This window comes from Rhodothermales bacterium (assembly GCA_041391505.1).
In the GTDB taxonomy this organism is placed as follows: Bacteria; Bacteroidota; Rhodothermia; order Rhodothermales; family JAHQVL01; genus JAWKNW01.
On the sequence record JAWKNW010000001.1, the window covers coordinates 92,191 to 103,403 of the forward strand.

The window sequence follows — 11,213 nt, forward strand, 5'->3', positions numbered from 1 at the left end:
GGCCCGTCGGCCCTATTCGAGCAGCCATTCCGTGATGTTCTGGATGGCACGGGTAATCATGGGGTGATTCTGCGTTTCGATATTGTGCCCGGGGATGAGCACGCCCACCCTCCCTTCGCCGAAGGTATGTGCCCAGGCCTGCGGAGACCGTCCGTTTTGCTCCGAATGACTTTCCAGGAAAACGTGGGTCTGGCTTTCGTCCATGTTGACCAGATACTCTTCGTCGGCGACGACAAACGGTGTTATGCCTTCGGCCAACTCGGGCATGATGCCAGTGGGCGACACGGTGTTTTCGATGATGGCCGGATGACTGATGAAACACGAGCGGGCCACGCGTGAAACGCCGCGGCCGCATTCGTAATTCCCGAAGCCATCGTGGTAGAGAAACAGCCGGCCGCCCTGTTCCACGTAATCGACAAATTTGAGCTCCTGCTCGGGCGTGAGCCAGTACGCGCGCTCGCCGGCCCGTGGCCTGGTGTCCCGATCGCGGTAGTACTGGACATACTCCCGCCCCTCACGGCTCATGACGATCAGATCGTACTGGTCGAAGTCATCCCAGGGCACCTGGTAGTCCATGATGACGACGGCCTTCCAGCCCTCCTTGCGCAACGGCTCAATCAGGACCCGATCGAGCGGCGCCACGCGATGCCAGGCGTCGCCCAGGATCGCGAGTACACGTTTTTCCTGCCCCACGGCCGGCGAGGCCATCGAACAGAACACGATCAATACAATAACGGAATACAAGTACCCGGAAGGCGTGCGCATGGGTGAACCTCGTTTCGCAAAGAGCGGCCGGCCGGGGTAGGAATGACCGAAAAACCGCTTCCGACAACATAGGGGGTTCCCCCGAGCTTCGCAAGAGGCGATCCTACACACGCAGCCGTCACTCGAACCAGGGCGCGTAGGCTTCGGGCAGGGCGTCGAGAGATCGAATCCGGATATCCCTGTAGAACACCTCGGCGGCTTCGCTCTGCAGCTGGATCTGGCCCCCGATCAGGGGATGGGTCTCGCCCTGCTCTGTATACCGGGAGTTTCGGAGCACCATCACCACCTCCCCGTTGACCAGATGCAGACTCTTGTCGCCGAACGCAATCAGGTCGAGCCGGGTCCACTCGCCGTAGTCGCTCTCGAAATCGGCGCTGCGCATGCAAAAACCGCCCGCCGGGGAATCCTCGGCAATCGGGATGAAGGGCCGGCGCGTGCTGGCCACGGCATTCATCGATCGCTCCGGCAGGTAGGCCCGTACGTCGGCGGCGGTGCCAGCGATGCTCCAGTAGTCACCCATATGCCCCTCCATGATCTGGAACTCCTGCGATCGCTTCCAGGCCCGGAAATAGTCGATCCCGTTTTCACCGATCGAATGGTACAGGATGCCGGTATCCCGCAACAACGCCTTGCGGGGATCCCATGTGAGCTCCCCCCATCGGACTTCCAGCGTCAGGTGGTAATTTTCGTACGAACGTTTCGTAAACAGCGTCCCGTAGTATTCGCCGCTGATCCGGAGCACCGGGTCGCCGGTGGCCATCGAGACGGAGTAGACCTGATTGACATTGTTGTTGTAGCCGACGGGGGCGAGCGCCTCGCCGTCGGGGCCGGTCGGCACGGCGCCGTCGTAGCCGGCCGGCAGTTTGTAGCCGAGATACATCTCCCACTGCGTCAAATCGTCGTCCAGCAGCGGCTCCCAGGAGCCGGGCCCGATTTCAGGGGCGCTGGCGCAGCCGGCGAGCAGCGCGCAACAGAGGGCGAGGGCGAACGGGCGTGGCGTCGATACCGGTATCGCGTTCATAAGCAGGTCATCGGGCTGAGGCGGCGCGGCGAGCCAGGCGGCTCGGTCCGGATAGGACGGGACCTCTCAAGAAACGCATGCGGCGCTCGAAGCGCAATCGGGGCTCAATAGCGTTTGACAAAGCCGACGCCGAACGCAAACCGCCCCGTGGTCCCGCTGCGCGTGAGGTCGATCCGGATAGGATAGTTGAACAGATGCGTGAGCGAGACGCCCGCTTCGCGCTGCACGCCGGCCAGATAGCCGGGATCGGCGAGCCGGTACGGTTCGGCCCCGAAGCGATCCCCCCAGAGCTTTCCGTACGCCCCATGTACGCTCAAGCCGATCCCGAGCCGCACCAGTCCCCATGCCCCGAGCCACTCGAAGACGGCGGTAGAAAAATCGTGCTCCCAGTAGACGCCGGCCACGCTGCGCGCCGAGACTGGCAGGCCGTCGAGGGTCTTGAAGGCACCGAAGCCGGCAAACGGCCGCTGCGCCGTTTCGAGCATCCCGGCGAACTGGGACAGCGCATCGCCCCGTATGGTCTGCGCGAGCATCCGAACGTGGAGCGTATTCGGCCAGCGGCGGCGCGGATACAGGGTTTTGATGGCCAGATTGGCCGTCAGGCTGTAGCGCGTGAAATCCACCTCGGCCGGCGCCTCCAGCGGATGGGCGATCTCGACCCGAACGCCGGTCGCCGACGGCACCAGCGAAGGCTTCGCCGGCGCGCCGACGAGGAGTCCGAGGGTGCCCATGGTAAACGCGCCCTCCACAATGGCCGGGTTGTCGCGCTGGACATCGCCGAAGAACCAGCCCTTGTTGTCGCGGGTCCGTTCGACCGAAGCATGGTCTTCCCGACTGATCCGGCCGTAGAGCGTCGTCCGCAACGCATGCGATGTCACGCCCCCTTCGCCGAAGTAGGCGCGCCGGTCGTAGTAATCGGCATAGTCCTCCCATCCGACATAGGTCGTCAACGCGTTGAAGAAGGACGGGTAGGCCTGGCTGGCGACAGCCGGGGCGCGGCGGCGGTCGAAGCCGGCCTTGAGGTAGCCGGCCCCGGGCAGGATCGTCTTGCGCGTGCTCCCGACGCGGTAGGTGAGCGCCGCGCCATAGGCCGGCTCTTTCAGCGTCAATGCATAGCCGGCGTCCGCAGCCAGCCGGAGCCGGGGCGCCAGACGCACCTCCCGTTTGAGCCCCAGAAAGAACCCGTCGACCCGGTTGTACCCCAGCTCCACGCCCTCATAAAAACGCCCAAGAAGCATCGAGCCGAGGGTTTCGTCTTCCTGCTCCGCGGCCGGCGGCTCTTCGACGACGGGCAGGGCCGCATACTGAGCGAGCAGGCCCATCGGCCGGAACGCGCGCCCCAGCGTCATGCGGGGATCCAGGGCGACGACCTCTTCCAGCTCCTTCGGCGTCATGGGCACGAGGCCGGGATTCCAGCGAAACAGGTGATCCTGCCGATCGGCGTAGGGAAGGACGGCGAGGCGTTCCGAACGGGCGAAGAGGGAATCCGGAACGGGTGCGTTGACGGCGTGAAACGACAGCCGGCTCACCTGCGTGAAGCTCGCCGCCGGGTACTGGACGCCGGCGCGGCCGAAGGTTACGCGGCCTCTCGCCTGAAAATCGAGCGGCAGCCAGACCGAATCCATGAACGGCGCAAAATGCTGTTCGTAGAGCGCATCCCAGGTCTTGATCGGCTCCGGCAGCACCAGTTCGGGGTCGGGCCGGAGGACCGCCTCGAGGATGGCGTAGTCCTCATCGAGTACCGCGACATAGCCCACGAAGGCGGTCTGCAGGCGATTCTTCGGGGCCATGTAGATGTCGTACACCGTTTTCCCATCCTGCATCCGGTAGCCGCCCAGGGTGAAGGTGTAGACCTCCAGCGCGTCGGGATGCGTCGGGCCCACGAGGCGGAAGCCGGCGATCTCGATCGTATCGTCGTAAAAATTCGGGACGTACTGGACCGAGGCGAAGCGGAACGTGGAGCTGGCCGCCGGCTTACTGCGCCGGGCGAGCACCAGTTGACGGACATCCCCCCTCCGCCAGAAATGGCTGGCGATCTGTTCCTCCATCTGCACGAGCCGGTTCTCGCTGTAGAGCATGAACCGGGTGTAGGCCTCGGCGCTGTAGCTATTCATCCGGGCCCGCTGCTCGGCCTTTCGCGCGATGACCTTGCGCATGATGTTGTAGGCCGGGTCCTCATCCGTCACGGCCAGTTCGCCGAGCAGGTAGGCGACAGGCTCGAGATCGATCTCCAGCGCCGCCGGCGTCGCGGCGTCGATCGGGATGCGGCGCGTCTCGTAACCGATATGCCGGACCTCGAGGACAGCCGGCATGACGGGGACCTGGATCTCGAAGTAACCAACGGCATTGGCGATCGTGCCGAGGCCGCCGGCCTGCAGGAAGAGGGTCGCTGACGGCAGCGGCTCCCCGTTCGAGGCGTCGCGCACCGTGCCCGTTACCAGGCGCTGCGCTTGCGCAGGCGAGACGCACAGAAGCAGGATGCACAGAGCCAGGAGCCGGCGCCGAGCGCTTCGCATCGCTGACGCGCGGGCCACGTCGATCAACCTGGCGCCATTCGGTGGGAGGTCCCTCCGCGCGCCCGCTGCTGACGCGCGGGCCACGTCGATCAATCTGGCGCCATTCGGTGGGAGGTCCCTCCGCGCGCCCGCTGCTGACGCGCGGGCTTGGTCGGGATGACAATCATATTTATTCAAAACAACCTCGCGGCGCCGAGACCGACGGTGAAGCCCGGCTTGTCGATCCGGAACGCGGCGTCGAGCCTGAAGAGTGAAAAAAGACCGCTGAGGGAGACGCCTACTTCGTGAATCTGGTTGGCCCCATACATCGGGCCGTAGGCCTGCGCGGCACGTCCGTCCGGATCCCATGTTTTTCCATGGCCTCCGAAGACGATGACGCCGTAGCCCTTCTGCGCGACGCGGTGCCAGCCCAGCATCTCGAAGAAGAACGTCCGGAAGTTATGCTCCCATAATAGCGCAAGGCCGGCCTGCGCGGTGTAGGGCCGGCCCGGCAAGGTCTTGAACCGCCCGTAGGGCGAGACGACGCCCATGCGCGAGTCGAGCGAACCGAAAGACCAGAGCGGCGCATCGCCGGCGGTGGCGAAGGCGACGGTCCGCAGGTGGAGCTGATTCGAGAGGATGCGCCGCTGGAAGAGTGTCGGAATCTGCCATTCGGCATCGAGCCAGTACCGCGTGAAACCGATACCGCTATCCAGGAAGCCCTCCTGGCTCCATTCGGCGCCGAGTTCGACGAATCGCCGGCCGGTGACGCCGAAGGTCTGATCGGTATCGCCGTATTTCACCGATGCCCAGAGCGAAGACCGGTTGCCTCCGGTCCGCCGGCCGGCGGGGTCGTCATCCACAGCGACGACGCCGGGATTGGGGGGCTGTATGCGATCGTTGCCGAAGAGGTTGTAGTCGGTCACCGTCGGCAGGCTTTCGATCGCTTTGGAAGTAAGCCCGGCCGTCAGCAGGAGCCGCCGGCGCGTAGGCCGCACGTGGGCTGCGATGTCGATCCCCTCGCTCAAATAGTAGTCGTAATAATCGTAGCCCCCCATCAGCATGATCAGCCCGTTCGCCGTCAGCGCCAGGGGCGCCCCGCCCTGGACGGAGGCGACGCCCTTCGCAACGTCGACATCGATGCCGGCGCGCCCCTTGGCCAGGCCGATGCCGGCGTTATAGCTCAGCAGTCCCTTGTCCGGCCCGGTCGCGTAGCCCGCGCCGCCTCGCAGCGTGAACACACTGCCCCAGGTGCGCGAGGCCTTCAGGCCGCCGTAGAGCTCCTCGACGCGGTTGTAGTGCAGGGCCGGCGTGAACGCGATCCCGAGACCCTTTCGTCCGGTGCCGGCGTCCTTCCCTTCGTCCTCGTCGTCGTCCATATCGACAAACCGCGCCATGGCGCCCGTAGGCTTGAACGCCTTTTCCATGGTCATCGTGCTGTCGATCGATTCGTAGGCGGCGGCTTCGGCGCGCGTCAGGGGGACGATCCAGGTGTCGAGCGCGGTGGTGTCTGCGGGGACGTTGTCCGAACCGCCCGTGTCGGCCGTCACCTTCACGACGCCGAGGTCGACGAGGTTGGCGGACTGGACGGACGCCGAATCGACCACCATCTCATCCTTCTTCTCGTACAGCGAATCGGGCAGCGGCACATTGGTGGCGTAGTTGGTCAGCCGCGTCACCTGGTTGATCTCGATGGCCGGGAACGAGAGCAACCGCATGAGGGATATCTCAATCGACATCCGCGCGCGCAAGTCCACCGGCAGCCAGAAGGCCCCATCGAAATCCGCAAACTGCTGCTCGTAGGCGATCCGGAACTCCTGGATGGGCGGCGGAAACAGAAAGGACTCATTGGGCACGAGAGCGACGTCGAGCATGGCGAAGGCGCCGTCGAGCACCGAGAGGCGGCCGACGAATGCCGTCTTGAACCGGTTCTTCGGTTCGACCTTGATATCGAACACCGTATCTTCGCCCTGCCGCCAGGTGCCGGTGAGCGTGAAGTCGTAGTGCTTGAGCGCGTCCGGATGGGTGACGCCGACAAAATTGTAGCCGGCGATGTCGATGTTGTCATCGTAAAAATTGGCCATGAACCGGGCCGCCGGCAGGTACTGATCGACATCCAGGTTGTTGGTACGCCGGTTCGCGAGCACCACCTCCCGCATCCCCTGCTCCCGGCTCCAGAACGCCCGGGTCGCCGATTCCATGATCGAGACGATGCCCGTATCGTTTTGCATCGTGAAGCGGTTATAGGCATCCGCCTGATAGGTGTCGAGCGCGGCGCGCCAGGTCTGTTTCCGCCGGATCACCTCCCGCATGATGCGAACGGCCGGATCCTCTCCCGAGACCACGACCTCCTCGAGCATATAGACCATGGGCTTGAGGGCGAGGCGGATGCCTTCCGTCTGTTCGACCCGCGCTTTCGCCGGCGCATACCCGATAAACCGCGCCACGAGCTCCGCCGGCAGGCTGTCCACTTCGATAGCGAATTGCCCCTCCGCGTTGCTGATCGTTCCCCGCAGCGTTCCATCTACCTGGATGCTGGCTGCGGGCAGCGTTTCCCCGGTCGTGGCATCGACCACCACCCCGCGTACGATCTGCTGCGCCTGCCCCCGGGCACACCGCGGGGACACCCCGAATAAGGCCACCGGGAGGAGGAAAAAGAGAATATGGCAGGATTTTCGAAAGCTCATCGGACGTCCCGTTTCGGAGCGGGGTGCGACGGCGTCGCACCGGAAGGTGGAAAAATTTATGTCGGCCAGCCGGCTTTTTTCACCGAACTTTTCAAAAGCTTCATAGTCTGCTTAGTACATCTACGGATTACTTCCCGGCACCGCCATTCTGCAGAGTCATGCCGCACTGGTACGAGGTCTTCGATAACGACAGGGTGCAACTGCTCACCCGTAAGCAAGCCACCAAACTGGTTCGCATTCTTGTCGCGGCCTTTGTCGTCACCAGTGCGACCATCGTGATCGGTTTTAACTATAAACCGCTCTTCCCGCTCATTATTGTTTCGGTGCTCGTCGTCTGGTTCGTCGCCTTCTGGTGGATCACCTCGCGGCTCCGTCTGCTGCGCCGCGTCGTCTGGTGCGTGAAGATATCCGATCGTAAAGTGGAGGCGTACGATTACACCCGCAAAAAGATTACGCTGGACTGGACCGAGGTCCAGCGCGTCGAGATCACCCGTGACGGCCTGGTGATGGCCGGCCCCGATTTTTGCGCCTTCGAGATTCCCCAGCTCTTTACGGATTTCGCGGCGCTGAGCCACCGCATCATCTACTGCGCTGAACTGTACGATGTGCCGGTGTTTGTCGACGGCCAATCCTGGCAGTCCATCGACGTCTACGAACTCTACCCCTTCCTGGCGGAAGGGACCTCGTCGGAATAGACGCCTCCCGCTTCAGGCCGCTCCGATCGGCGTATACCCATCCGGCCGCTCAGTCCGCATCCGCCCAGATCCACGCCCGGTTATACCGATCCAGCGCGATGCGCGCCGGAGCGTCCCGTTGCTGCGCCATCAGGCTTCGGTACAATCCCCACAGCGACCGTCCGTTTTCGGGATACACGACCAGATCCTCCTCGAAGACGCGTTCCGCGCGTGCGGGATCGCCGGCTTCCAGCCAGACCTCCCCCAGAACCTGGCGCGCCGGCCGATACAACGGCGCGATAAAATCCGGCGCCTGCTCCTCCTGGATCGCCACGGCTTCATCGAGTAGCGCCGCCGCCACGTCGTATTCCCCACGCCCGGCCGCGCGGACGCCCGCAAGCAGGCGATGCAACAAGCGCGGCGCATCGCCGGCCGACTCCCCCTCCTCCGCCGCGCCGGCCAGCCACGCCTCGGCCTGCCCGGCGCGTTCGTTCAATCCCAGATGGTGGGCGGCCATGCCCTGCGTGAATTCCCAGATCGTCCGTTCGTACCGAAAGCGTTCAGGCGGCGCGGGCTGGCGATAAAGCCGGTCCCACTCCCCGAACCACGCCAGGGTGAGCACAGGCAATGAACGGACATGCTGCCACCGATCATGACCCGGCTCGGCGAGCGAGTCGCCGGCGGCATGCGCCAGGTGCCGGGCTACCGCGATCGCGTCCGCGCTTCGCCCCTCGAACAGGAGTGCCGACCATAACACCTCGCCATAGTGCCACGTGTCGTAGCCGGCCTCGGAGGGACAGGCGGCCGTGTCCGCGTGCGCTTCGGCCCAGACGCCGTCGAGCAGCCGGGTGACGTCATGATACCGGCCCGTGCGCATGAAGATATGCGCCGGCAGCCGGCGGAGTCCGAGCGGTTCGGGCGGGTTTTCGGCCATCCGTTCGGCGACCGGGAGGGCGAGTTCGGGGAGCCGGCGTTCCAGCGCCAGCAGGTACAGAAACTGCGCGCCCGGATGCTCCGGGTGCCGGGTTAGTACGTTTTCGAGGCGGCCCAGCGCCTCCACGGTGGCTTCGGCCGGCTGGCCGTCGTCCCGCCACAGCCGCCAGCCGGCATCCCGCATCAGCCCTTCGGCATACAGCGTCGCGGCGTCGGGATCGTCGGGTGCGCGGTAGAGCAGCGGCAGCATGTCGACAGCCTTCCAGGCAAAGGGATCGCCGTCGGCCCCGGCGCTGTCCGCCGCCGTCCAGCCGAACGCCTCGATGAAGGCCTGCTCGCGTTCGCCGGCCAGCGTGCCGTACCGGCGCGCGGAGAGCAGCAAGGAGGCGGCTTCGCCGGCTTCCATGCCGGCATCGGCATACCAGTTCGGACGGGCGGCATATACGAGGCCCCAGTAACACAGCGCGCAGGTCGAGTCGAGACGCAGCGCCTTGCCGAAAAGATGCGCCGCCGTCCCGCGTTCGTACGCGAACGCATGGGCAAGCCCCCGGTCGAACAGCCGTTGAACGCGCTGATCCGGCGTCGTAATCGCGAATTCGTAGGATGCCCGGTCGGAGTCCGATGCATCGGGCTCGGCCTGTTTTCCCGCGGTGCAGCCGGCGGCGAATGCGACCGCCGCGCACAGGGCCGCGACGGCATAGACATGGCTCATCATAAACATGGATCGATCTCGACGTGTGCGGAGAGCCGGACAAGACATATGCCAAGAAAACAGAGAAGGGCGGCCGAATCGCTCCGGCCGCCCTCTCAGGGTCAGCAAAAAATTCAGTCGGACCGCCTGTCAGACGCGACGGCTACGCAATCCCGCCCTACCGCACCGTTTCGATGCCGCGCGTGCGGGTGCAAGATCCGTTACCAGAACCGGCCGCGGGCGGCTTCGTCGCTGTCGTCGGGCAGCACCTTTTCGGCCGGGTTGCTGTCCACGATGCGGACGCCGCTTTTCCAGACCGGCTTCATCTTCGCCATCGGATTGCCCACGTCGCCCATCACGACGAGCTCCGCTTCGGCGCTGTTTTCACGGTGAAACGTCTGCAGGCCGACTTCCTCGTACTCCTCCTCTTCCGCGCTGTCGCCCGACGGCTCGCCGCCACCGACCTTGATGGTCATCTCACCGGATGCCCCTTTTTCGGTGACCAGATCCCGCGCGATGATGGACCCGTAGACCCGGGCGCTATCCTTCAGGATCAGGGTTTCGTGGACCTCGATGTCGCCGTGCACTTCGCCGGCGACGACCAGGTTGGTCGCCTGGATGCGGCCGCAAACCTTGCCGCTCTTCGAGATGATGGCGCGGCCGTCCACTTCCAGATCCGATTCCACGTCGCCGTCGATCCGCACATCATGGCAAAGCTTGAGATTGCCGCCAACGAAGCGGGCGCTCGTCCCGAGCAGGGAGACCATCTCTATATTGGGCTCTTTCGTAGCCTTTTTCCACATCATGGTTACTGCCTATCGAAATGTGATGAGTTTCAAGTGTGCTTCTGTGATGTGCATGAGCATAGTGTGGCCGGGTGCGTATCCGATCAGGATGCGACTTCGAGCAGGTTGGCCCCGATGACGGAGACCGCCGTGTTCGCGTTGCCGATGTCGAGGCCCACGGCGGTAGATCCGTCGCCGTTCGCGAGATGTTTGGACCGGAGGCAATACCCCTGGCTGGCCAGCGTCACCGGATTGTCGACGACCTGCATGTCGAGGATATCGGCGAATTCTTTCCGGAAACAATCGATGAGGTCTTCATACATCGCTCCGCCGCCGGCGAACATCAGTTTGTTCGTCTTCGCGAAATCGTTGTCGGTCCATTTATTCCGGAGCAGCGGCGAAATCACGTTCTGGTAGTAGCGTTTCAGGGCGCGCTTGCGCGTTTCGCGGATATCGACCCGCTGGCGATTCAGCGTGATCGTGCCGTCCTGGAATGCGATGTCGAACTGATGCTCCGTCCGCATGCCGAGGTAATAGGCCTCGCTGAGTTCCTGCATGGCCAGCTCGACGGCATACCGGATGCCGGGCGCGCTCACCATCGTACGCTGGACGACGCCTTCCTCGTTGCTCAGGCAGGCCTCGAAGGTGCCGTAGCCGAGGCTGATCATGAAGAAGTTGCCCCGCTGGCGCATCTCGCCGAGGCGGACGCCCATGATATGCCCGATGATTTCGGGCACGACATCGACGCCGGCGATTTCAATGTTCATGTTTTCGCGATCGCCGCCGCCGTACGTGCAGGTGTCGTAATTGACCTTCTGCGCGTTGCCGATAAACTCGGCCACGTGCTGGCGATTCACATGAAAGGTCGACTGCGGGAAGCCCAGCGTGAGCGTGATCGGCGAGGAGCCCATCGTGGCCGCGAGGAGCAGACCGCTCTTGAGCAGCAACCGGTAGTCGAGATCGAGGGGCGAGCTGTTGATCAGCCGCTGAGGCGCCACCCCTTCCGTCATCGCGAGGTGACCGATGATGTACCCCGATCCATTTTCGTAAATCTTGAGCCCGCGAAGGAGGTCGTGCGATACGCTCCGCAACTCGCTGTTGTGGCTCTCGACGACGCTGGGGAACATGACCGTTCTCATGAATATGACCTTCCCTGAAAGTG

General features: G+C 64.1%; 8 protein-coding genes. 1 reads left to right on the top strand and 7 read right to left on the bottom strand.

Annotation, left to right across the window (positions count from 1 at the left end; translation table 11 throughout):
• Window positions 1–12 precede the first annotated feature (12 nt).
• The 4 genes from R2834_00370 to R2834_00385 form a co-directional block, all read right to left on the bottom strand.
• Window positions 13–765 (bottom strand): ThuA domain-containing protein, encoded by a 753-nt coding sequence (locus tag R2834_00370; GenBank protein ID MEZ4698754.1) that lies wholly within the window; start codon window positions 763–765, stop codon window positions 13–15.
• A gap of 118 nt (window positions 766–883) precedes the next feature.
• Window positions 884–1,786, bottom strand: a complete 903-nt coding sequence (locus R2834_00375; protein MEZ4698755.1) for a DUF1080 domain-containing protein — start codon at window positions 1,784–1,786, stop codon at window positions 884–886.
• Window positions 1,787–1,890: 104 nt separating this feature from the next.
• Window positions 1,891–4,302 (bottom strand): DUF5686 family protein, encoded by a 2,412-nt coding sequence (locus tag R2834_00380; protein MEZ4698756.1) that lies wholly within the window; start codon window positions 4,300–4,302, stop codon window positions 1,891–1,893.
• 173 nt (window positions 4,303–4,475) lie between these two features.
• Window positions 4,476–6,968, bottom strand: a complete 2,493-nt coding sequence (locus tag R2834_00385; GenBank protein ID MEZ4698757.1) for a DUF5686 family protein — start codon at window positions 6,966–6,968, stop codon at window positions 4,476–4,478.
• 158 nt (window positions 6,969–7,126) lie between these two features.
• Between R2834_00385 and R2834_00390 the strand changes: the two genes are divergently transcribed.
• Window positions 7,127–7,663, top strand: a complete 537-nt coding sequence (locus R2834_00390) for a hypothetical protein (protein MEZ4698758.1) — start codon at window positions 7,127–7,129, stop codon at window positions 7,661–7,663.
• A 49-nt stretch (window positions 7,664–7,712) separates the two neighbouring features.
• On the opposite strand, the gene R2834_00395 is transcribed toward R2834_00390, so the two are convergent.
• The 3 genes from R2834_00395 to R2834_00405 form a co-directional block, all read right to left on the bottom strand.
• Complete coding sequence (locus R2834_00395; protein ID MEZ4698759.1) at window positions 7,713–9,290, bottom strand: hypothetical protein; 1,578 nt, start codon at window positions 9,288–9,290, stop codon at window positions 7,713–7,715.
• Window positions 9,291–9,487: 197 nt separating this feature from the next.
• On the bottom strand, window positions 9,488–10,072 hold the full coding sequence (locus tag R2834_00400; GenBank protein MEZ4698760.1) for a polymer-forming cytoskeletal protein: 585 nt from the start codon (window positions 10,070–10,072) through the stop codon (window positions 9,488–9,490).
• An 83-nt stretch (window positions 10,073–10,155) separates the two neighbouring features.
• The gene (locus tag R2834_00405) at window positions 10,156–11,190 is read right to left on the bottom strand and encodes a hypothetical protein (GenBank protein MEZ4698761.1); all 1,035 of its coding nucleotides are present in this window, start codon (window positions 11,188–11,190) and stop codon (window positions 10,156–10,158) included.
• Between the last annotated feature and the right edge of the window lie 23 nt (window positions 11,191–11,213).

Excerpts from the sequence above, each read along its gene's own strand:
- R2834_00400 (MEZ4698760.1), bottom strand. The coding sequence starts at position 10,072 with ATGATGTGGAAAAAGGCTACGAAAGAGCCCAATATAGAGATGGTCTCC.
- R2834_00375 (MEZ4698755.1), bottom strand. The coding sequence starts at position 1,786 with ATGAACGCGATACCGGTATCGACGCCACGCCCGTTCGCCCTCGCCCTC.
- R2834_00385 (MEZ4698757.1), bottom strand. The coding sequence starts at position 6,968 with ATGAGCTTTCGAAAATCCTGCCATATTCTCTTTTTCCTCCTCCCGGTG.
- R2834_00370 (MEZ4698754.1), bottom strand. The coding sequence starts at position 765 with ATGCGCACGCCTTCCGGGTACTTGTATTCCGTTATTGTATTGATCGTG.
- R2834_00380 (MEZ4698756.1), bottom strand. The coding sequence starts at position 4,302 with ATGCGAAGCGCTCGGCGCCGGCTCCTGGCTCTGTGCATCCTGCTTCTG.
- R2834_00395 (MEZ4698759.1), bottom strand. The coding sequence starts at position 9,290 with ATGATGAGCCATGTCTATGCCGTCGCGGCCCTGTGCGCGGCGGTCGCA.
- R2834_00390 (MEZ4698758.1), top strand. The coding sequence starts at position 7,127 with ATGCCGCACTGGTACGAGGTCTTCGATAACGACAGGGTGCAACTGCTC.
- R2834_00405 (MEZ4698761.1), bottom strand. The coding sequence starts at position 11,190 with ATGAGAACGGTCATGTTCCCCAGCGTCGTCGAGAGCCACAACAGCGAG.